21 protein-coding genes and 1 pseudogene are annotated in these 22,596 nt (G+C 49.4%); 3 read left to right on the top strand and 19 right to left on the bottom strand.

The features are described from left to right. Positions 1-628: 628 nt before the first annotated feature. Complete coding sequence (locus tag FRY98_RS06390; RefSeq protein WP_148450852.1) at positions 629-2,809, bottom strand: YhgE/Pip domain-containing protein; 2,181 nt, start codon at positions 2,807-2,809, stop codon at positions 629-631. 66 nt (positions 2,810-2,875) lie between these two features. Further along, positions 2,876-3,453 (bottom strand): annotated as a pseudogene (locus FRY98_RS06395) (TetR/AcrR family transcriptional regulator). 291 nt (positions 3,454-3,744) lie between these two features. Between FRY98_RS06395 and FRY98_RS06400 the strand changes: the two are divergent. Then, a complete protein-coding gene (locus FRY98_RS06400; protein ID WP_148450853.1) occupies positions 3,745-4,902 on the top strand; it encodes an MGDG synthase family glycosyltransferase in 1,158 nt (385 codons plus the stop codon). Between the two features lie 36 nt (positions 4,903-4,938). Here FRY98_RS06400 and FRY98_RS06405 read toward each other — a convergent pair whose 3' ends face one another. Together FRY98_RS06405 and thpR are read right to left on the bottom strand one after the other, a co-directional pair. Further along, on the bottom strand, positions 4,939-5,772 hold the full coding sequence (locus FRY98_RS06405) for a cell wall hydrolase (protein ID WP_249043335.1): 834 nt from the start codon (positions 5,770-5,772) through the stop codon (positions 4,939-4,941). A 191-nt stretch (positions 5,773-5,963) separates the two neighbouring features. Beyond that, complete coding sequence (gene thpR, locus FRY98_RS06410) at positions 5,964-6,536, bottom strand: RNA 2',3'-cyclic phosphodiesterase (protein ID WP_148450854.1); 573 nt, start codon at positions 6,534-6,536, stop codon at positions 5,964-5,966. 157 nt (positions 6,537-6,693) lie between these two features. On the opposite strand from thpR, the gene FRY98_RS06415 reads away from it, so the two are divergent. Then, positions 6,694-8,388: a methyl-accepting chemotaxis protein gene (locus FRY98_RS06415; protein ID WP_148450855.1), complete on the top strand. Its 1,695-nt coding sequence runs from the start codon at positions 6,694-6,696 to the stop codon at positions 8,386-8,388. 113 nt (positions 8,389-8,501) lie between these two features. Here FRY98_RS06415 and FRY98_RS06420 read toward each other — a convergent pair whose 3' ends face one another. The 15 genes from FRY98_RS06420 to FRY98_RS06490 all read right to left on the bottom strand — a co-directional run bounded on the left by FRY98_RS06420 (position 8,502) and on the right by FRY98_RS06490 (position 20,905). After that, positions 8,502-8,837: a KGG domain-containing protein gene (locus FRY98_RS06420; RefSeq protein WP_148450856.1), complete on the bottom strand. Its 336-nt coding sequence runs from the start codon at positions 8,835-8,837 to the stop codon at positions 8,502-8,504. Between the two features lie 183 nt (positions 8,838-9,020). Next, a complete protein-coding gene (locus tag FRY98_RS06425) occupies positions 9,021-9,800 on the bottom strand; it encodes a carbohydrate-binding protein (protein WP_170287035.1) in 780 nt (259 codons plus the stop codon). Positions 9,801-10,135: 335 nt separating this feature from the next. Then, positions 10,136-10,942 (bottom strand): SMI1/KNR4 family protein, encoded by an 807-nt coding sequence (locus tag FRY98_RS06430; protein WP_148450858.1) that lies wholly within the window; start codon positions 10,940-10,942, stop codon positions 10,136-10,138. A gap of 147 nt (positions 10,943-11,089) precedes the next feature. Further along, positions 11,090-11,479, bottom strand: coding sequence for an ankyrin repeat domain-containing protein (locus tag FRY98_RS06435; protein WP_170287036.1), 390 nt, complete (start codon positions 11,477-11,479; stop codon positions 11,090-11,092). Positions 11,480-11,523: 44 nt separating this feature from the next. Continuing rightward, positions 11,524-12,114: a hypothetical protein gene (locus FRY98_RS06440; RefSeq protein WP_148450860.1), complete on the bottom strand. Its 591-nt coding sequence runs from the start codon at positions 12,112-12,114 to the stop codon at positions 11,524-11,526. Beyond that, on the bottom strand, positions 12,104-12,319 hold the full coding sequence (locus tag FRY98_RS06445) for a hypothetical protein (protein ID WP_148450861.1): 216 nt from the start codon (positions 12,317-12,319) through the stop codon (positions 12,104-12,106). The genes FRY98_RS06440 and FRY98_RS06445 overlap by 11 nt, the downstream gene beginning before the upstream one ends. A gap of 266 nt (positions 12,320-12,585) precedes the next feature. Next, on the bottom strand, positions 12,586-13,134 hold the full coding sequence (locus FRY98_RS06450; protein ID WP_148450862.1) for a hypothetical protein: 549 nt from the start codon (positions 13,132-13,134) through the stop codon (positions 12,586-12,588). Continuing rightward, positions 13,134-15,935, bottom strand: a complete 2,802-nt coding sequence (locus FRY98_RS06455) for a contractile injection system protein, VgrG/Pvc8 family (RefSeq protein WP_148450863.1) — start codon at positions 15,933-15,935, stop codon at positions 13,134-13,136. Before FRY98_RS06455 ends, FRY98_RS06450 begins: the two co-directional genes overlap by 1 nt. 69 nt (positions 15,936-16,004) lie before the next feature. Next, on the bottom strand, positions 16,005-16,400 hold the full coding sequence (locus FRY98_RS06460; RefSeq protein WP_225040404.1) for a DUF4280 domain-containing protein: 396 nt from the start codon (positions 16,398-16,400) through the stop codon (positions 16,005-16,007). A gap of 31 nt (positions 16,401-16,431) precedes the next feature. Continuing rightward, positions 16,432-16,959 carry an imm11 family protein gene (locus FRY98_RS06465; RefSeq protein WP_211373263.1) on the bottom strand — a complete coding sequence of 176 codons (528 nt, stop codon included), beginning with the start codon at positions 16,957-16,959 and terminating at the stop codon, positions 16,432-16,434. Further along, positions 16,959-17,597, bottom strand: a complete 639-nt coding sequence (locus tag FRY98_RS06470) for a hypothetical protein (protein ID WP_170287038.1) — start codon at positions 17,595-17,597, stop codon at positions 16,959-16,961. The genes FRY98_RS06465 and FRY98_RS06470 overlap by 1 nt, the downstream gene beginning before the upstream one ends. Beyond that, positions 17,594-19,003 (bottom strand): phage tail protein, encoded by a 1,410-nt coding sequence (locus FRY98_RS06475; RefSeq protein WP_148450866.1) that lies wholly within the window; start codon positions 19,001-19,003, stop codon positions 17,594-17,596. The genes FRY98_RS06470 and FRY98_RS06475 overlap by 4 nt, the downstream gene beginning before the upstream one ends. Next, complete coding sequence (locus FRY98_RS06480; protein ID WP_148450867.1) at positions 19,000-19,596, bottom strand: hypothetical protein; 597 nt, start codon at positions 19,594-19,596, stop codon at positions 19,000-19,002. The genes FRY98_RS06475 and FRY98_RS06480 overlap by 4 nt, the downstream gene beginning before the upstream one ends. 223 nt (positions 19,597-19,819) lie before the next feature. After that, positions 19,820-20,284: a Dps family protein gene (locus tag FRY98_RS06485; protein WP_225040406.1), complete on the bottom strand. Its 465-nt coding sequence runs from the start codon at positions 20,282-20,284 to the stop codon at positions 19,820-19,822. A 237-nt stretch (positions 20,285-20,521) separates the two neighbouring features. Next, positions 20,522-20,905 carry a DivIVA domain-containing protein gene (locus FRY98_RS06490; RefSeq protein WP_148450868.1) on the bottom strand — a complete coding sequence of 128 codons (384 nt, stop codon included), beginning with the start codon at positions 20,903-20,905 and terminating at the stop codon, positions 20,522-20,524. 187 nt (positions 20,906-21,092) lie between these two features. Here FRY98_RS06490 and FRY98_RS06495 point away from each other — a divergent pair, with 187 nt between their 5' ends. Continuing rightward, positions 21,093-22,535 carry an MFS transporter gene (locus tag FRY98_RS06495; RefSeq protein ID WP_249043336.1) on the top strand — a complete coding sequence of 481 codons (1,443 nt, stop codon included), beginning with the start codon at positions 21,093-21,095 and terminating at the stop codon, positions 22,533-22,535. Positions 22,536-22,596: the final 61 nt, after the last annotated feature.

Genomic DNA, 22,596 nt, shown 5'->3' on the forward strand with positions numbered 1-22,596 from the left:
TAGAAGGAAAATCATCCATCCGCCAAGTTTTTGGTCGCTTCCGCTTCATTTACTAAAAAAAGGCATGGTCGGGCCTGTCCGTTCGCCACATTAGCTGCCCTTGCCGTGTACCAAAATCAAACCACCCGTCAGACAACCTTAATAACATAGAATTCCTGCAGATTTGCATGTTTTTTCTTGTTTGGGGCCAAGAATTTCAAAATTCCTGCGAATCTGCAGGAATTTTCGGCGAAATCGGCTCGTTTCTCTAAAATCGCTGGAAATGCCTGCAGATTTGCATCTTTTCTCGCATTCCCTCGGGAATCGGCTTAAATACCTGCAGATTTGCATCCTTTTTGGAGTTGGAAGTTTAGAAGCACATTAGGCGCGCCTCTTTGTAGGTGAAGTATATATCCCTTCGATTAGCCATTAAGCCACCTTTTCCTTTCGTTATACATCGTAGCTTGAACACTCCTAGCTAACGCCCCCATCAGATGGTTTTTTCCTATAAGCATCACTACACTACCCGCATAGCAGGTGGTTTTTGTTTCGCACGCTTCGCTAATTCAACCGGCTAAAGCCCAAAAAGAGAACCCGAACAAAAAGTTCGGGTTCTCTCTTTTCGGGCTTGCCGATATGATGAAGATAATTAAGCCTTCAGGCTCGCTTCCACGCTCACATCTTCACTGTGTTTATGCGTGACGAAGTAGAGCAGCGTCAACGCCAGGAAAACGACGCCGAAGCCGGCCAGCACGGCCAGTTGATTCCAAGCGTGGCTGAAATCGCCCGTGGAGACGACCGCTTTGTAGCCGCTGACGCTGTAAGTCATCGGAAGAAGCGGGTTGAATGCCTTCATCCAGTTCGGAATCAATTCCAGCGGGAAGGTACCGGCACTCGTGGTCAATTGGAAAATGAGCATCAGGATCGCCAGGAAGCGGCCCGGATTTTCCAGCCAGGTCACGAGCGCCTGAATGATAAACATGAAACATAAGCTTGTGACGAAGCTAAAGAGGAAGAACAGCGGAACGCTCTTCACTTCCAGCCCCAGTCCGTACAGGACCAGCAGCGACGCCATGAGGGATTGGGCAAGACCCATACCGGTAAAGGCGAGCGCACGGCTCACAAACCGGTTCCACGCGCTGGCGTCCGCCACGGACGATCCGCGGAGCGGCACGACCAGTGTGGAGATCAGAGCCCCCACGAACAGGCCGAGCGACAGGAAGTAAGGAGAGAAGCCGGTTCCGTAGTTCGGCACTTCGCTAATCTTTTGTTCCTTGACTTGTACGGGTTCGGCGTACATGCTGACCAGCTTGTCGTTTTTCTTCACGCCGGACGTTTTTTCGGCCGCTTCATTCAGTTTCGAAGCCAGCTCGCCGGAGCCTTCGGTCAGCTTATCCATGCCGTTCTTCAGCTCGCCCGCACCGGCGCCAAGCTGCTTGGAACCGCTGGCCAGCGTTTCGACCCCGCCGGACAGTTGGCCCATGCCGTCGCCGAGCTTCCGGGCTCCGGCACTCAGCTTGCCCGCCCCTTGGGCAAGTTCATGGCCGCCCGCCGCGGCCTCGGACAATTTGCCGCCGAACAGTTTCAGCCCGTCGGTCAACTGCTTCTGACCGGACGTAAGTTGGCCGGCACCTTGTGCGAGCTGCTGCTGGCCTTGTGCCAACTGTTCACCGCCTTGCAGGAGCTGCCCGTGGGCGCTATGCAGTTCCCGGCTACCCTGCAGCAGTTGGGCTTGGGCCTGCTGTACTTGCTCGCTGCCTTGGGCCACCGCCTTGCTGGCGCCCAGCAGCTGTTGAACGGCCGGGCTTTGGGCCAGTTCCGGATTGCTCTTGGCCAGTTGCTCCAAGCCTTGGGCTACGCTCTTCGCTCCCTCGGCCACTTTGGCGCTGCCTTCAGAGGAAGATTCCAGCCCGGCCACGAGCTTGCCGCTGCCTTCTTGCGCCGAAGCCAGACCGGCTTTCAGCTTGTTCGAGCCTTCGACGGAGGACTCCAGCCCGCTTAGCAGCTTCACGCCGCCATCATAAGCCTGGGTCGCCCCGCTCTCCAACTTCTGTTCGGCCGCTTTCAACTGATTAAGCCCGCCGGACAGCTTCGCCGCGCCGGTTTGCAAATCCGCGGCCCCTTTGCTCAGGTCGCCGACGCCTTTCTTAAGCGGAGTAATGCCGTCGTTCAGCTTATTCGTCCCGGCGACCAGCTTCGACAGGTTTTCTTTCAATTTTTCCGCGCCCTCATCCAGCTTCACGGCCCCCTCATTCAGGGTGCTTGCGCCGGACCCCGCGTCGTTTAATCCGCCGGACACTTTCTCCACCTGTTCCAGCAGCGTTTCGGTATAAGCTTCCGTTACTTTGGCGGAGACTTTGGATTTAATCTCCTTCACGGCCGTACCGCCGATTTGCGCCGCCAGGAAGTTATAGCCCTCGTTCGGCTCGAACACGAGCTCGGCCGGCTGCGGGTTTTCGTCCATAACCGTCGTGGCCTGGGACGAGAAGTTTTCCGGGATAACGATCGTCATATAATACTCGTTCGCCTTCATCCCTTTGTCCGCCTCTTCACGCGAGACGAATTTCCATGAGAAATCATTGCCCTTCTTCAGTTCTTCGATCAGGTCCTTGCCGACCTGGAGCGAGTTCCCTTCATATTCCGCCCCGGTGTCTTCATTGACGACCGCAACCGGAATCTCGTTCATTTTCCCGTAGGGATCCCAAAACGCCGCCAAAAACATCCCGCTGTACAACACCGGTATGAACAAGACGACGATAATCGGGATAATGACTTTCGGCTTCTTAAAAGAAGTAACCAGGTCTTGGAAAAACACCGATATTGATTTCATGATAGTCCCCTCTCCTTGCATCCAATCTTATTTTCTCTTTATAGTCGGTCCCGGGTTAACCCGGACCTATACCGGTGATAGTCCGCCCGATAAAAAACGGCGGATAAATTCCTTGATCTGTTCTTTGCTCAAAGGATCGTACATTTTGTTCCAATCCGAAGTCAGCGCGATGTAAAGCTTCAAGAGAACGAAAGAAACCACCTTGGCATCCAGTCCCCCGATTTCACCCCGTTGCGCCGCCCGGTCCACCTGTTTTTCCAGGTAATCCAGAATCGCCCGTTCGATCTTCTCCAAGCCTTCCCGGACCTGGGGCGTGCCGAAGTCGCGAACCTCCTGAAACAGCTTGATCAAAAGCTCATGCTCCCCCGGTACTCCAAAAGCGCGTCCATGCTTTGATACAGGTTTTCGAAGAACGGCCGGTCTTCACGGACTTCGCGCTCCGCAATCCGTTTCATGTCGGAAATGACGGAACGGAGGATTTCGTCAAACAGCTCCTCTTTATTGGTAAAAAACGTGTAGATCGTCCCTTTCGCCACATTCGCGATCTTCGCCACATGATCCATCGTCGTCGCTTTATACCCAAACAGCGCAAAGGACTTCTCCGCCGCTTCGACCACCTGTTTCCTTCGATCCACCACAGCCATTTGTGTCCACCTCCTTTGGGATTGAGATAGTTTAAACATTAAAAATGACCAAAAATCAATTTAGGTCATTTAGTCATTGACTACTTTATCACTTCCCCTGGGGCAATGCAACATTTTTTCAGTAATTTTCACAGAGCATTTCCACAATATTCCGCGGTCCTGTTCGCTCCCCGACCTAAGTCCAGCCGGAGACCAGTCCCCGGCCTCTTTTTAAAATGGCCGAAAAAAAATAAACTGAAATTGCGAGCGCCGTTCTGCCGCGCAAACCAGTTTATTGAAGAGGTGAAACTTATGCCGTTTAAAAGAGTGCTGATCCTATCCGAAGGCTTCGGCAGCGGTCATACTCAAGCGGCCTACGCCGTCGCCGCGGGGTTAAAGAAAATAGATCCCACCATCCGCGCCAAAGTGCTGGAATTGGGCTCGATCCTTCATCCTGTCCTGGCTCCCTGGATTCAAGGGGCCTATCGTCTGACCATCAACACGAGCCCCGCGCTTGTCGGGATGGTTTACCGCAAACAATACGAGAAGCCCGTAGGGCGCTTAGCCCGACTCGCGCTCCATAAATTATTTTATAATCATGCCTCGCGTTTTATTGAACAGATGAAGCCCGAGCTGATCATCTGCACGCATCCGATTCCGAGCGCGGTTATCTCCAGGCTCAAAGCGTCCGGCCTGAAGGTTCCGCTCTATACGCTGATCACCGACTATGACGCCCACGGCTCCTGGATCAGTCCGGAGGTCGACCGGTATTTCGTCTCCACCCCCGAGGTCAGAAATCTGTTGATCCGCCGGGGAGTCAGTTCGTCCGCCATTCAGGTATCCGGCATCCCGGTCCATCCCGAATTCTGGATTCGGCAGGATAAAATCTCGGCACGGCGGGAACTGGGCCTCCGCCACCTTCCTACCGTCCTCGTCATGGGCGGCGGCTGGGGCATGATGAAGGACGAATTGGTCGCCAAAATGGCCGATTGGAAAGATCGCGTTCAGATCGTCTGCTGCATGGGCAGTAACGAGAAGCAAGCGGCCAAACTGCGAAACCATCCGGACCTGCAGCATCCGAATATCAAAATTCTGGGCTATACCCGGAATATCAGCCAATGGATGGACGCTTCGGACCTGCTGATCACGAAACCGGGCGGTATGACCTGTACCGAAGGGCTGGCAAAAGGCATCCCGATGCTGTTTTACGAGTCCTTGCCGGGTCAGGAGGAGAAGAACCGCGAATATTTCATGAAAATCGGATGCGGAACGGAACTGACCTCCGAAGACATGCTCGATTTTTGGCTGCATAAGATTACCCTGGAATTTACCGAAAAAACACGCACGCTTACCCCGCTGAAACAAAAGGATTCCCGGAGTGCGTATCAACCGGATCGCTGCGCAAGAACGATCGCCGAGCTGCTGTGCTCCCCTTATGGCGCCGTGAACCTTCAGGGCCGCCGGGCATAGTGAACCAAGCCGGATGCTCAGACGTACCACCGGAGTTTATTTATAAAAGGTATGGTTCCCGATCACCTTCGCTTTATCCTTGGTCCGGGCGATGGTCAGATCGGTGGCCAGCTTTAACGACAAAAAGTAATAGGTGTCGTCCGACACTTCCTTGCGGCCATTCAGGGCTTCATTCACGGCTCTAATGGTCTCCTTATTGGGTTTGACCCGGTTTAGCCGGCCGTTTTGCACCGGGCTGAACTGTGACTTTTGATAAATAACTTCCTTGATCGTATCGGGATAATTGGCGGACCGCAGCCGGTTTAAGACAACGTTGGTGACAGCCACCTTGCCTTCGTACGGTTCGCCCTCTGCTTCTGCCATGACGATTTTTTGAAGAAGAAGCAGTTCTTCCCCGCTCAAAGCGTAGCTCCAGGTCGCCTGCTCTTTGTCCTCCTGGCTTAACAGCTTTGTTCGAGTGAAGAATAATTGGTCGGGGGGATGTAATGGGTCCGGAGCCTGCTTCTTGCTTTGGACTGCCGCCGCCTGGGCGCGCAGCCAAGCCCGTTCCGCCGCCAATTCCTTGAGCAGCGGCGCATGGCTTACTCCGTTTTCTTTTATGGAACGCTTGATCTCTAGTGTTGTTAGATGCGGGAGTATCGGCTGAAATGGCCTCTTTCCCGAAATCGCGTTAGCCGTAAGTTTTTTTCCGACAGGTACCATAACCGCGCGGCCTGTCCGCGAAGGTTCCGCTGCGCCGGTCAGCTCCCTCAGCTCCCGGTGACTTACCCTCTCGCCCATATGGGGCGCTAGCAAAAAAATAACTCCCAAACTTACAAGAATCGCTCCGATCAGAAGCGCGACGTAACGGCTTTGCCGAAAAATATACATAGAAAGACCTCCTGCCCGACAGTTCTCCCGAATGAAGGAATGCGCTTCTTCCGGAAGATAACATCCGCCTGTAATGACACATTCTTTCATCTATGTAACCGAAAAAAGGAGGTTTGAATACATAATCGATTTTTTTCCAACAAAAAAAGCCCTCCGTCCGACCGGAAGGCCAATCTGCTGCTTTGCCTCGCTTAACCTTGAAAAGAAATCCTTGCCACTTCCTCATACATCGGAGTCATACGCATGCGTGTCCGGTAAATCACCATAGCCTCAACGGTCCAGGCTCCAAATTCCGGAGCTTGGTCCTTGAGGATCGCCGGGTCGAACCGACTACCTTCCTTGTACTTTCTCGCTAACGTAATATGCGGATGGTAGGGTCGGTCCTCGGGAATATAACCAAGCTTCTCGTTGGCGGCGACGACGCGCTGCTGCAGCTCCCGCAGCGGTGCCATAGCCCCCTCGACTCCCGCCCACAGTACCCTGGGGGCCGCGGGACGGCCGAAATGCCCGCAGGTCCGGGCCTCGAGAGAGAACGGACGGATTCCCGCCGCCGCTTCCGAGAGCCCTGCGCCGATCTCCCCGACTCGATCCGGGCGCGTGTCGCCAAGAAACTGCACGGTAATATGATAGTCCTCGGGATCAACCCATTTTGCAAAGGCCAGCCGGTTCTTGTGCTCCCCACACCAAGCGGACAAGGCTTCCTTAATCGGGACCGGAAGCGGAATCGCCACGAATATTCTCCACATCTCGTCTTTTTCTGCCACGGCTTGTCACCTCTTGTGAATTATAGTACATAATTCGTTTTTTTGACACATAACGACAACTTTAATTAATATACGCCAATTTATTTCTCATTATAATTTGATGTAGACCTTGCACCCAGAATAACTGCAAACCAATGTAAGTGGGGTAGGAAAATTTATGGGATTTGCTAAAAAAATAACCGCCGGGATCATCGCCCTTCTGCTGTTGGTCGGGGCGCTTATCGGGATGACCAGCTATCAAACGGCGTACCGTCAGGTCGAAGAGGCCGTGGGCGTCGAGACCGTGGGCTGCGCCAATATCACGACGGGGCTGGTTGATCCGGGGGTTATCGAGCGGTTGAATCAGGGGGATTCCACGGGGCTCGACGCGCTGGAACAGCGCCTAAACTGGACGGTGGACCACAAGCCGCTTTTTAAGGAGGTTTTCATCCTTTCCTTGGACGGTAAAATCCTGGCCGCCGACCAAAATATCAAGAAGCGCGGTTATGAGGCCGGTGATCCGTTTTATTTTGACGCCTCCAGTAAAGACATGCTGATGAAGCACAAGCACTCCGTCTATACCAAAATATATACCTATGACGGTGTCGACCTTCTTACCGGATATGGCCCGATCTTCAAAGATCATGATCCCACCAAGGAAATCGTGGGGCTCATGGCCATCAATTTCGACGCTTCCATTATAAATGAACGAGTCTGGGACATCCTCGGACTCCCTTTTGCGATCGGCGGCGGGGTATTCCTGTTCGCCATCCTGCTCGTTTATTGGTTTATCCATCGCATGGTGCGTCCGCTGGAACAGCTCTCCCGCCAGGTTAACCGCGTCGCCCAGGGGGATCTATCCGTCGCTCCGGTCGCCTTGTCAAGTAAAGACGAGGTCGGAACGCTGTCCCGCGATATCGGAAATATGACCTCCAACCTGCGGCAGCTGATTGCCGAAGTGAACCAGACTTCCATGCAAGTCGCCTCAGCAGCGCAAGAGCTTTCCGCCAGCAGCGAGGAAACCGGCAAAGCCAGCGAACAGACCGTCGAGATTACGCAAGCTCTCGCGGACGGAGCGGAAAGACAATTGCGGAGCCTGGAGCAGAGCTCGGCCGCGCTGCTGAACATGTCCGAGTCCCTCATCCTGGTTGCGGATAACGCCGACGGGGTTTCCCGGGAAACCCGGCTTTCGGCCTCCGCCGCCAAAGAAGGAACTGCTTCCATTCAACAAGGCGTACGGCAGATGAATACGATCGAGGAGAATATCGATACCCTTTCCGCCCGTATCGACCTGCTCAGCGGGCAATCCAAGGAAATTCGGAACATTCTGGATATCATTACGGGGATCGCCGCCGAAACCAACCTGCTGGCGATCAACGCGGCCATCGAGGCCGCCCGGGCGGGAGATCAAGGCAGCGGCTTCGCCGTAGTCGCCTCTTCCGTGCGCAAGCTGGCCGAACGCAGCGCCGATTCCGCTCAGCAAATCGCCGAGTTGATCGCTTTTATCATCAAGCAAATGGAAGACACGGCAAGCACGATGGAAGCAGCCTCCCGCGAAGTGAAGCTCGGCGCGGAGCTTGTCGGTCACGCGGGCGAATCCTTCCGCGATATCCAAAGGTCGACCGCTTCCGCGGCGGAGGCGGTCGACCACGTCCGCGATACCGTTCGCCAGCTGTCGGACAAGTCCGGTGAACTTGTCAAGGCGATGGAGCAGCTTGTGGCGATCGCCGACGAGACGGTGGAGGGAAGTCAGACGATGTCGGCCGCTTCCGAACAACAGCTGGCCGCCATGGAAGAGGTCGATGCTTCGGCCACGTTCCTCTCCAACCTGTCGGAGAAGCTGCATTCGCTGATCGACCGGTTTAAACTATAGCCGCCGACGCGCGACAAGGCAAAGCGCCCTCATCCGGATAAGATGAGGGCGCTCTTTTTATAAAATCATAACGCTATTGGTTCGGTGAATCTTTAAAAACGAGAGGTTTTAAATTAGTCCCGTTGACGAGCGCGGGCTTCGCCGCCTTTACGGCCGGCTTCCTCACGGCTCATCTTGCCGTCATTGCCATCGGAATCATTGCGAGCTTCGCCGCCCTTTTGTCCGATTTCCTGATAGAACTCTTTGCCATGCGAGCGAGATGTGGCTTCCCCGCCTTTTTGTCCGATTTCTTGATAGAACTCTTTATCATGATTGCGGGAAGTCGCTTCTCCGCCCTTTTTACCAATTTCTTGGTAAAACTCTTTATCATGATTTTTAGCTGTTGCTTCTCCTCCCATACGACCGGCTTCCTCACGGCTCATTTTACCATCACGATTGTTATTTGCCATTTGAAATCACTCCTTATCGTTGTTTGGAAGGTACCGCTGTCCGGTACGTTATTGTATTACCCCCTCTCGGCAAAATAAAACAGGAACCGTGATTCCAACCCGAATCAATATCACGGTGTTAATAGAAAAAAGGACCACAGAGCGGAATGGTGACCCGCCTGTGATCCTGCTTTGATTTTTTTATTAAAGTGAATTAGAAACTACCTCGTAATTATGACCATAGTTATTATCCCAGTACGTTTGGCCGGCGGTTGTGTACGAAATCGCATATTTAACATTAGTAGCTCCCGGAACATTGATGCTATAGTTCCAGTTTTCAACACTGTTGAAATTATTCAAGGGACCAGTATAAATGGCGTAAGCCTCACGCGTCGTCGCCCAATCATCCGTGGTGTACAGAATTTTCACTTTTTTCTCTGGATTCAGGTTTTTCACGTAGATATTTCCGCTAAATTCACCGTTGCTAAGTGTACTGTTAGCGTTAAGCACATTAGGCGCTCCCAAAATCACAGATCTAAGCGGATAATTTCTATTCACTTCATTGTAATAATTCGCCGACCCGTTGTTATCCCAATAAGTTTGGTTATTGACTTCGTATTTGATCGCAAACTTTATGGATCTCAGATCCTTCAACTCGGCATGATCTGTTGTAGAACCATTCGTGGAAATACTAAAATGCCATTTCTCATGGCTTCCGTCCGTCGGGCCTACATAATTCGCACTCGTATCATACCAAGTCGTGTCATCCGTGGTGTAATGGACCGTCACATTCTTCTCGGGTCCCAGATTGGCAACTTCAATATCGCCGCTGAATCCGACATATCCAGGTTTATAAATAACGCTGACTTCCGAGTCAATCAGCTTGACCTCATCTCCGCTCGCAAACGCCGATCCAGCAAAAGACACACCCAAAACCAGAGTAAACACCATCAATCCAGCAAATAATTTTTTTATTGCTTTCACAGTTGTTCCTCCTCTAATTTTAATTTTCATCCCTGAGCCTGAACCGACAGAAAGACGCACACTTGTAGGGTTTATTGTTTCTCTCACCCCTCCCTTATAACACTTCGAAATCGTTTTGTATGTTTCGGAATGTAAATCATTTCCTGTACAAAGGATAACTCTGGTAGATTCATATGTAAATGGTAATAAAGTAACATATTTTGTAAATTTATATTGCCGTCTTTTGGCATACAACGTCTAAAATTAGAGGAATCATGATAAAAAGTAACTAAAAACAGGTCAATTACGGTGGTATTTCCCCATAATCAACCTGTCATATACGCAGGGTGAACGCTTTAATTGTTTTTACTAACGTGTAATTCAGCCAGTAAGGTTTCACTAATATTGTCGATTTGATTATCTAAATCACCTGCTATAAACCCACACAAAGCATTGTTCCTAACTTTAATGTAAAAGCTACTGCCGTCTTTAAAACCTATGTAATGGGTCCGGTCACTAAACCATGCTTTTTGAAAATCATATGTATTTGAAAATTTATCAATAATGCCGAAAACATCCTCTGCATTATGCTTCTTTATTGCTTCTTTTAGCATGTTAGGTAATCCAGTCAACATGATACACTTATCATAATTTAAACGTTCATATTTACTAAATGCACATTGAAATAACAATTTTTCAAAGTTATCTGCAAAATAACTTACAAACTGGCTGTCCTCATTAGTCACAACAATCTGAGGATGATCGGTTTGGGTAAAATCAAATGATAGTTGACCGTCAAATAATTCTTTTTGAAAAAAATGTACATATTTATCACTTAAAGTATCCGGTTGTTCCTCATGAATCCCTTCATAAGAGTCAATTATCTCAGAAATTGAAGCATATCCGGGGAGTTGAGTTTTTAGTAATCCCTTATCATCCTGCCCCATATAATTCAAATAAATCTCATATTCAATAGGAAAATGATAGTTATATTGATTAATTTGAGTTAGATTTTTCAGCTTTTCTATGTCCTCTTTTTTTGCTGGTTCTATTACATTTACCCATTTTTCATCAAACCTTGAGATATACTTTGATAATCGATCAAAAAGGTTTGTACAATCCCCTTCGGGTGGGATGTGGTTACTTTTTATGGGCATTTGCATAATTCATGCACTCCTTCAGTCTGGTATACCTCATAGGGGGATTCCCACGCGCGGACACAACCCTACTTCTTGAATCCCTTAATATCTTGGAAGCTCACCGATAAGGCTTTTATCATCGTCATACGAAATATGTTGCTGCTTTTGGATTTATATATATCCGGCAATCAATCGAGCAATACTTTCTTGGTTATAGTGTTTCGCCAGAGTAATTGCATCCATATTCTTCATAAATTCATTTGTATATTTCACATTTACGTCTATTCCATTTTCCAACAATAGATAAGAAGCTTCATAATTCCCTTTACGAATAGCAGTAAAAAGGGGATTTCGTTTTGGACTGCTCACATCAATCATAATATTTTTTGATAACAACAATTTAACGAATTGATTTCCCGATTCAAATACTGCATTGTTCAATTTTTCGTTTGTTACATTCCCCTTATCATAATTCTTTGTTCCATAAATCCATCCTATATTTTGGGCATTTTCAAAATGGTGAAGAGAATAAAAGGTGCCGTCTCTGTAATATTCCGCCAAGTAGATCTCTCCGTTCATTCGAAGAAATTAATAAAATACGTCCATTAAAAAGTCATAAGCAGTCCCTTTTTGTAATCATTGGCCTCTTTGTAAAGTTGAGTCAGTTCATCATATGCTTCAATTAACTCTGGAAAAGTATACTCATATAAAGAATTATCCATTTCTGAAAATTCACTTTCTATAAATTGACTCCTCAACTCAATAAGGTTTCTAAAAATAATTGGAACATCTTCTACCCGGACGATTCCGGTACCCATTCCCCCTGGATCAAGTCTGAATTTTTCCGATTCTACTGGATGACCAAGAACCCAATACTCTGGATTAATTGTTGTTGGTAATTGTTTCAGTGCTTCCAACAAAGAATCCCATGAATAAGAAAGTCCAAATTCTTCTTCTGGAGAGTAAAACTTAGTCAAAGCAAAATCTGCGAGTTCTTGGACACTTCCCAGTTCCAATTCATCTTCCCAATCCTCATCTAGAAATTCCCCAGTGTACGGGGATCGGATTTTTCCGATATTATTCACAATGTATTGTATTAATAACCTAGGTTCATCTTTATCACCAGAAGCGATTACGATTTCGCAAAGTTCTAGTTCAAAACCTTTTGTATCGAAGAGAAAGGATTTATGCTCCATGATTTTTCTCCATTTCATGTTCTTTTTGGCGAAGCACTTCAATTGTTTGTTCTAGCTCTTTACGAATGTCCCCTCTCACATGCCCGGTGTAGAGGGAAATATTATCGACCGCGTTGAGCGTTAGCTTCCGATGGCTGGTCAGGATTATGCCTTTTCCATCATCGATGCTGATCTTTAGCGGCTCGACACGAGTGGCATCAGGCAAGTTGCTCATAAGCCTCTTGTGTCTGGCATTTAATCTGCCTACCTAACCATCTATTCAAGTTTTCTCATGCATTCAGCTCTTTCTTTTATTTTCTACATAAAAAAGCTCAATCCTACTCATAAAAACAAGTTGGAAAGAGCATTGAAAGTTTATCAAGTGTTTAACTTATTTAGTGTTTGGTTTGTTGGATGTATTGTACGAACTTGTTGTTGATGTTGTAAGTGAGCGTACACAAAAATATTGACAGACCCATGTAGACTGCTCAATTAATAACTTATAGTGATATTTTCAAAAATTTTAATCTTTCGGTCCGAATTTCTGTTTTTTACATTTATTTTATATATATGCGGTTTATAGTACTTATATTGCATATTCTCTTCATCATAAGTAGCTTCTTCCTCAATTATTTCAACTTTTTCTGCACCAATAAAGCATGAAATAAAATCTGCAAATAAAGACAGTATCTCGGCATGTGAGAGTTTGCGTAGATCCCCCTCATATACAACATTTCCAAAAGTATCACTTGTTGTATAAATACCTTTTGTATTTTCATCGATAAACATTATCTCTTCATCATAAACAAAAATTGATGTTTGATTTCCATTGAAACTAATAAATAAATCTTGTTTCTCTCCATCAAAACATATAAATTGAATGGGTGTACTTGAGGTTATTTCAATCTCTCTATCATCATCAGACAATGCTCTTATAGCTACAGCTGGGTTATTTTCAAATCTAGTTATAAGATACTTCCAAAGTTCTTCATTAGAAAACTTCATACACGCCTTTGAACCATAATTCACTTCTTCTTGCATTAATCAAACACCGTCCCTTTTATAAACTGATTTACTGGAAACTTTGTCTGGCATCTAGTACATACTGCAATAACTTGTCCTGTCCTTGGTCTAATTGCAGAAGTCATTATAATATTCGCGTTACTAGGCGGAATAAACTTACTAATTACTAAATCCTCTGCACAGATAGCCTGCCCTTTATATATTATACTATTTTTAGAACCTACTATTACTTCGCCTGTTCTTATATCTACACCTGCAACTACTGTTGTATACTTACTTTGCTGGGTTTTACTTAATGCTTGTATTCTTGCTACCTCAGCATCTCTAGCCGCTGTAGCTTTAGCAAGATAATCATCAATTTTTTGATAGTACTCATCTGGTAAAAACGGCTCTTTAGCAAAATCATCGATTTTGCCCGTCCCCCCAGTCTTCCCTGCAGCTGCCGCCGCCCGCTCCGCCTCAATTTCCTCCATCGTCCTTCGGTAATTGAGCTGGACGTCGGTCGGTTCCAGGTTGTCGTAGTCGATTCGATGGACGTTCGGCACATCCAGGTTGAAGTTCCCTACATTGGTGGCTGGTTTTAAGCCGTTCGTAAACTTGGCCCCTAGGGCACTGCCCGCTTCTTTAAGCTGATCAGCAAATGCCTTGAATTTGGTATCGGCTGCCGCCATTCCATCCTTCAGGAATTGTTTGGTTTTCTTTCCGAACGCGTCGTACGTTTCGGTGAGTTGCTTGGCGTAATCCTTGGTTTTCTTTCCAAGCGCCGCGCCGACTTCGGCCAGATGATCGACGTATTGATCGAATTTCTTCCCTACCGCTGCGGCCCCGTCCTTAACGAATTGCGAGGCGGAACCCATTCCTTTGTTCAGCCCCTGCCCGATCAGATTCCCGGCTTTCTTCGCGATTTTTGAATCCAGGGCTCCGGCCGTCAGTGTCCCGACGCCCGTATCGACCAGCAGCGTTTTAAAGCTGAAGCTGCCTTCCATTAATTGGCTCATGACGCTCTCTGCCGCGCTCTCCGCCGCATTAAATGCCGTTTTGCCGACAAAACCCGCCGCTCCTCCAAACGGGCCGAATACCGCTCCGGTCACAGCCCCGATCGACGAGTCCTTAAAGGCGGCCCACATATAATCGCCCGTGTCCGAGACTTCTCCCCGGGCAATATCCGAGATGGCCATCGTCGCCACGGCTGCCGTCCCCGCCATTGCAGCTCCCGCGACCACCGCCCCGACCACGACTGCCCCCGCGCCCATGGTCGCTACCGTAAATGCCGCTGCCACCGTCACCAAGGCCACGACCGCCAACCCTGCCATGACATTCCCAAACAATTTTCCCCAACTGAATTTCTTCTTCTCTTCTTTCGGCGGTGTCCAGGTTGCCGGCTCGTCATCAAATTTCGGATAGGTGGTCCGATCGCTTCCGTACTGCAGAACCTGATCCCCCAAAATTTGATACTCGTTTTCGATCGTAAATCCGCTCTGCTTGCTTAACTTTTTTGCCAGGATCAAGTTCGTCGTCCGGATCACGATGCGTTTCGGCGTGTACAGCGAAATATCCTCCGCCGCCTGGAAGGTCAGCTTCCGGTGGCTTGTCAAAGTGACCCCTATGGCGTCGTCAAAGCTGATTTTCAGCGGTTCCTTCGACCCGCTCATCACGTTGATCGCCGTCGGCGTGATCTCCAGCTCGCTTCCATGCTCGGTACCGAAATAGCGGTTGTTCGGATTGCCGGTTTTGGCACAGCCCTCACCGTTGGTCCGCACACACCCGATGACCCGCGCGTTGCCACCCTGATCATCCGGGAAATAAAGACTGGCCTCCGTCCCCACCACGGGCATGCTGTACATCGCGTTTCCCGTAGGCGGAGCAAAGGGGAACCAATATGCGGCCCCTTTTGGCTGCTTCCCGTCGATCTCCAGATGCAGCTTGACCCGCTCGCCTTGGACCTCAAGCACTTTTCCCTGAATAGAAACGCCTGTCATTTGCTGATTATGTATGATAGTTTGGCGTAGGCCTTCTCTTCGCGCCAAGCGATAAGTATACCGAAAAACCCCTTTGGTAATCGAAGCATTTACTTCGCCGACCACTAACGATTTACCGCGAAAATCTGCCGCATCCCCCAAGCTCAAGCGCTGGTCGCTTTCAATGTCGTAACGAAAAAAATCCGTATGGTGAAGCCCCGCACCGCTTCCGCTCGCCTGGGTATAGGCCAGCAGATCCTTGCTCGCCCGATAGGGAATGTCGGAGGGAATCGTCAGGGGATTCCGTTTGGGGACACCTACATATATTCTTGGCTTTGCTTCCAATATATCACTGATAATAACGCTTTGAAAATGACTGGCTATTCGCTTAAGGAACTCCCAATCCGTTTCATCATACTGGACGATCGGCTCCCCGATTCGCTTTTCGTTCCCCTCAACCTGAATCACATCATGTCCGGGATAGTCCGCCATCACCGTTTTGATCAGCGTCTCATAAGTCATCTCTTTATTCTGAAAAGAGCGGCGTTTCTTTCGAATATCCATGAAGGCTGTCGCCGACATCGCCTCGAGTTCAAGCAGAAATGTCCCGTTGCGATGCACCGTTTGCGCCTTGGAAATCACCCCATGAAATATTTTGTGTTCCCCGGCCTCATCGTTGATTAAGACCTGAATCGTCTCTTCCATGGAAGCCTTAAGGACCGCGGTGATTTGAGCCGTTTCGTCCACGAACCCTCGAACCGTCAGCTTCCCATGTTCATTGGGCTTCCATTCGAGCGAGATGTCTTCAAGGACTTTGATCGGATAAGGCGACACGATCCTTACTTGTTCGTAACCGACCACATTTGTCAAGCCTCCATTCGCATAACTGTCATGCTGTCCATTACCTCCGCCTATGCTTATATTTTTTATTTATTCGCTTTGCTGCCCATTGCTGGCAAACTTAATGATTCCGCCCAACTTGCAATACAGCTCGGAATCCGTGGTCAACGCGCTTTCGCCGTCCACTTTCACTTTGGATTTGGTTTTCGTCCAGGTGTCCCCCAGCAGTTCCGGACAACAAGGCTTGCCTTGAATCTGCTGATTGTCCATAGAAATCAAATAGATGGTTTCGCCGCTTTGATTTTTCTCGCTGTAGCAAATGCCAAAACTCGAGATATTCTCTTCTACCTTGCAGTCCCGTTCGTGCATCATAGGCTTGTCGCCAACAAAACTTCCATGACTTACAGGTAAATTCAGCTTCCTCACGTGAGATCCGCAATCACAGAAGATTTCGGCCCCCCGGACGACGTAATAATATTTGTCCACAACAACCCCTCCCTCCATAGTTAGGTTATCATCACGAATCCACCTCGACCCGCTTGAGGGAAATCCCGACCAGATCCCGGCGCAAGATGCTTTCGGCCACTTCCAACCGCACGACGATTAGCGGCTTTACACTTTCGGCGACTCTGAAAATGCGTTTCCCCTGCAGCTTGTCCTCCTGAAGAACCAGCCTCTTAATGACGCTCCGATCTACAGTGAATTCACTCCGCGGGCTTAATGCTTCAATCTCTTGAAAAATCGGCAGATAGTAGATCGCTTGCTTGTTGTGAATCATATCGATTAAAGGAATCAGCTTGAACAAACAATCCGGCTCATACATTTCAATCAAGGGCTTAAGTCGTTCCGACACCAAAAAGAGCTGCGTACTCAGAACGTCCAGATCATCCGCCTCCGCTTCCGCCTGCACATGAAACAAGGTTGTGTCCGGAAGATGATGCGGCTGAATCCGGTTGATATGCCGAAAATCGATTTTCTTATGCAATTCCTTTAGGATAGGAAAGCTGGTATAACGTTCGTCCTGCTGCAGCGTAAAATACTCCATCACATTCCCCCCGCTTCACTCCGGTCCGAATCGTGATCCGGCTCTAGTAGACCGAACAAAACCTCACTTTGATCCTGATATTCCCCTGCCAACACAAGAAAATCAGGTCTTTTCCGCATGACGCCCCAACCTTCGCTCTGCAAAAGATCCGGCACCAGGGTACGTATGAATTCCACCGCAAAGGAATGGTAGTACACCGCGACAATTTGGAGAATTCGATCCAAGTCCATGGCCGAGATTTTGCGGGCATATCCGAGCCGTGCCGATTCCAGTTCATCCATGCGACGAAATAACGGATCAAATATAAAATCCGCCTCCCACCGTGCCGAGCACTCCACCCGATCCAAATACCAGCGATGGTCATAGACATCGATCCGGTAACATGCCTTTCGTTCCAGTAAACTCGTTCTTAAAAAAGTAAAGTAGAGATACTGACTGTCCCCTTTAAGATGTTGTTCCTGCAGCAAGGCCGCTTTTCTGCATACTCCATCCACGGCGTTTAAAAGGCCGGCCTCAATTTCAGCCTGATTTTTCTCGTAAGCCTGACCGATGAGAGGAATATCTTCTTCCCAACGACCGAACACGTATTTTTCCAAAAAGTCGTCGATAGCCGCCTCGCGTTCCATATAAGGTTTCATTCGATATTCACCCGGCCCCCGCTCATGGTGATCTGGTCTTCTATTTTCATGGAAGCATTGGCCTGGTTAAGTTCAATTCCCGCCTCGCCCTGAAGAAGGATCTTGGCCCCGCCGATAATTTCGATATCCTCCTGGGCATTCAGGGAAATCTTCTTGTCGCTGTTAATTTCAATGCCGCCGTCATCCGTCAAACGCATCAGCAATTGGCCGCTTCCTATGATTTCTACCGCTCCTGGCTTGAAGACAATTTGCTTTCCGTATTTCGTAGAGATGCTTTTGACCGCCGGATCGCTTCTTTTTTGCGGGTCGGAGGACTCCACATCCACGGAGCTTGCGGCAAACGCATTTTTCTCTTCCTTATCCGGAAAATAAAGCCGCACTTCGTCGCCAACCTCGGGCATACAGTACCATCCGCTTCCGTCCGGCGAAGAGTAAACCGTTGAATAGGGGAACCACATCGCTGCCCCCGATTGGCCTCGGTCGATATGAAGGCTTAATTTCACTTTGTCCTTGGCTACATCCGTGATCTTCCCAAACAGTGAAGTCCCGGCCAGGGCGGGATTGTATTCCATGGGATAGCGCAATCCGGTCTCGCTTTTGAGTTCGTAAGTATGCGTCAGCACATCGTGTTCCAGCCTAGTCTCCACTTTGCTCACAAACAGCTTGTTTCGGTGAAATTGAACGCTGGTGCCGAGTTCAAGCCATTTATGGCTGACAACGGAATAGCTGATACTGCTTTGCTCGTTGATCCCGTCTATCCCGTTTTCGGATTTGATCTTGTATTCTCTCAGATCTTTTTGAATGGCATAATTGAACTCTTGCAGCTCCTTAGGATCGCCCGAATCAGGCACCCCAATATAAACTTTGGTCCCTTCGCTGGAGCTTACGGGGATTAACGGAGCGTGAAAATGAGAGGCCAGACGCCTCATAAATACCCAATCCGTTTCCTGGTACTGAACGAGCAGGCTGCCGATCGCCTTTCCGCCCGTTGCTTCATCGATCAGGTCGGATGCCGGGTAGGCCTTGAGCATATTTCTGAACAGTTGATTGTAAGTCATGTGTTCGTCTTGATAGGATCGGCTCTCTTTGCGAATGTCCATCTTGACTGAAGCACTATGGGCTTCAATCGTGATGCTCCGGACATCCCGGATCGCTTGGACCGACATATTCGTAATGACGCCTTGGAAGAGAGGGATCGTTCTGTCCTTCTCCTTCACCGTAACCTGGAGGACCTCGTCAGCTTCAACTTGTTCCACATACTTGTCCAGCACATCTTCGGACATAATGCCGGTAACCGTAAGCTTGGCATGATCATTCACTTGTTTGACCATCCGAAGATCGGTAATCCGATCGAAAGGATACTGGGAAACCGAAATATCCGCCGACGAAAAGATCGTATGACTCATGTTTCATCCTCCTCTTCTTCCTTTGCGACAGTGATCGTCCGTATGGCCTGATACGCTACATCCCTCCAGTCCGAATACGCCTTATAGTCACAGCAGAACGTTCCCATCAGTACCTGTCCTTCGAATTCCAAGAAGTACATGATGTTAAATAAGTAGCCTTCAATGACGGTACTTTTAAATTCAAAAAAGCCTACGGTCTTCCCGCCAATCTCTTCAATGCCGCTCTCATAAAATACGTGGGTTGGGTTAACCCTCTGGATCATGGCTTTCATACCGGTGGTCAGTTCCTCTACCAACGCGTCTTCGAGCTCGTGATCGATTAGCTTAAATGTAAAGTCGACGCTGCCCGCTTCATCGCTTCGAATGATTTCCGGCCGCTGCTCGTAAGGATATTTAATTGAACTGAACTTTAGCGGCATATCCTCAAACTCTTTTGGCAAATACATGGATAACTTGTCATCGAAGAACGATTGCTGTGTAAATTCGAAAATGCGTTGACCAATCCTGACGGGGCCCGAAAGAATGGAGCGGGGGGTTAGGGACTGCTCCGCCTCATTGATCATTCGTGCAATTTTCTCGTCCATAAAAGACATAGTAAGCCTCCTTCCGCCTTGGTTTTCATCTTAACTGTGAAATTAACCCATCTATCCCTATATTTAGGATACAAAATCGGATAAATTAACCCACTTTCATACAAATCATCCCATTTCTCCAAAAAAACACCCTGACCTCGGAGTTTCCTCCGAGTCAGGGTCGAGATGTCACAACAAACTAAAAAAGGCCGCCCGTTAAAGGGCGGCCTCTTAAGGCTCTCGCTTATTTCCCCAGATAGGCGTTCAGCATCCAGGAATGTTTCTCCAGCGCCGACAGAATGCCGAGCAGCAAATCCGAAGTCGCTTCGTCCCCGGCTTCCTCGGCCGCTTGCATGCCTTGTTTCAGCTCGTCCGAAACTACGGCAAAGTCGCTCACGATCGCCGACACCATGGCTTCCGGCGTTTCGCCGCCCTTGGCTTCAGACAAAGTGGCCAGTTCCAGCGATTCACGCAAGGTCGCCACCGGTTTGCCGCCAATGGCCAACAGGCGTTCGGCCAATTCGTCGATATACCCGGCCGCTTCGTTGTACAATTCTTCGAATTTTTCATGAAGGGTGAAGAAGTTCGGCCCTTTCACATACCAGTGAAAATTATGCAGCTTGGTGTACAGCAGCGTCCAGTTGGCGATTTGCAGGTTCAATTGTTTCTCCAGGGCCAGTTCGTTTTGCGTCATACTTTGTTGAGTCATGATCATTTCCTCCATTCAAATATAGTGATAAAGTAAAAGAAGCAGCTAACTTAAGTATCTTAAATTTAGACTAATTCTAAATCTAAATCCTGTATTTATCTTACCACTGTCCTCCAATTTCCGCAAGCTTTTTATACATGAATTTCCCGTGAAAAACGGCTCACTCTACAGTCTTTGTTGTTCACCCGCCGGTTATGCAAAAAAAAAGCCGCCCCCTCCGGGTCTGCGGCTCCTTGTCTATTCCCGAATATGCAGTTTAAGCTGTTCCAGGGTTCGCTCCAACTGGCGAATGCCGTCCTCAACCACCCGCCGGTCCACCGAGTTGGCGGTATCGATCTGCGGCTGCTTCCGCAGCGCGGCAAAGGTTTTCTTCTCCTCTTCCCAGTACGCTTGACGGCGCTGGATCTCTTTATATTTATCCAGCAAGTCCGTAATAATATCGTAAAAACGTTCGTAATCCACGATAATGTCGTCGAGAAAGCGGTCGACCTCCTCTTTTTCATAACCGCGCATTTTCACATCAAAATCCTTCTCATGAATGGCGAGCGCATTCAGCTTAATGCCAAGCTGCTTGAACAGGCCCTTCTGATCCTCCAGCTTGCGTGAGTAATCATCCTGCATTCGGTATCCCTCCGTACCTTAACTTGCAAAATTTTCGAAATTCATACTATATAATGTACCATAATTGCTGTCATTTTTCGACGCGGTGCCCGCCGAGTAATCCTCCCCACCTCATGATATAATACAGAAAGCAAGGATATTCCAATTATTCAACATTCCCATTACATAAGCGAAAAGAGGTTCAACCTTGTCTAAACAATCCAACCCGATGAACCAAGCCGCCCGCCGATGGAACAATCCCTGGTTGATCCTCGGCAATGTTTCTGTCGGAACGTTCATGTCGACGCTGGACGGCAGTATCGCCAATGTGGCGCTGCCCACGATCGCCGGCTCATTGCATGCCGAGCTCCATGTCGTCCAGTGGGTACTTACCGCCTATCTGCTGACCATTTGCGCCACCCTGCCCGTAATGGGCAAAATCTCCGACATGTTCGGACGCAGCCGGATTTACAATATCGGCTTTTTGATTTTTGCCGTCGGCTCCGCCCTCTGCGGTCTCTCCGATACTTTGGGCCTGCTGATCGGTTCCCGGATTTTGCAAGCGCTGGGAGCTGCGTGCCTCATGTCCAACAGCCAGGCGATCATCGCCGAGGTGTTCTCCAGCAAGGGGCGGGGACGAGCCATGGGCATCACGGGCACCATGGTCTCGCTCGGTTCACTCACCGGCCCCGGGATCGGAGGGATTCTCGTCGAGCACCTGGGCTGGACTTCGATTTTCTGGATCAACGTCCCGATCGGGGTGCTCGGCTTTATCGCCGGCTGGTTCATCCTGCCGAAAGACCGGGATCGCAAAGCCGCCCAGCCCTTTGATTATACGGGATCCGTTCTATTCATGTTGGGGATGGTGGCGTTTCTGTTCGTCATTTCGGGCGGTCAGGACTGGGGCTGGATGTCCCCGGCCGTGCTGCTGGGCGGCGGCCTTTCTCTGGTCGTGCTCGTATTGTTCTACGTATGGGAACAACGCTCCCGCCATCCGATGCTCGATTTCAGCCTTTACCGGATTCCGGCCTTTGCCATCGGCAATCTGACGGCGCTCCTGTCGTTCGTGGCCCTGTTCTTTACCAATGTGCTGATGCCTTTTTACATGCAGGACGTGCTCGGTTTCACCCCGGCGAAGACTGGATATACCATGATGGTCTATCCGCTCGTCATGGCTGTCGTCGCTCCCGTCTCCGGATGGCTGTCCGACCGGATCGGGTCCTTCACCCTGACGACGGCCGGTCTGCTCATCAACGCGCTGGCGTTCGGGCTGCTGAACACCTTGTCGACGGATGAAGCGGCCTGGATGGTCGGCCTGCATCTCGGGTTGTTCGGCCTGGGCGGGGGCTTGTTCCAATCCCCGAACAATTCCAGCGTCATGGGCTCCGTCCCCCGGGACCGGCTCGGCACCGCGGGAGGGTTGAACGCGCTGGTCCGGAATATCGGGATGGTGCTCGGCACCTCTTTGTCCATCTCCTTGTATTCTTCGCGTCTTGGCGCGGTGCGCCCCTATGCTCCGGGTGAGCGGGAAGCCGCTTTGAGCGCGCTGCATACCGTATTTTGGACGGCCATGGCCATCTGTCTGCTGGCTCTGCTCGTTTCGGTCCAACGTCGGCGGACTAAACCAAGAAAAGATAGCATGCCCGCGTAATTTTTACATTCGACAGAAATCACGTTTCTTTTTATAATAGGATTTAGCCTTGCAAAAAATG

Origin of the sequence: Paenibacillus faecis (assembly GCF_008084145.1) — a bacterium.
In the GTDB taxonomy this organism is placed as follows: domain Bacteria; phylum Bacillota; class Bacilli; order Paenibacillales; family Paenibacillaceae; genus Fontibacillus; species Fontibacillus faecis.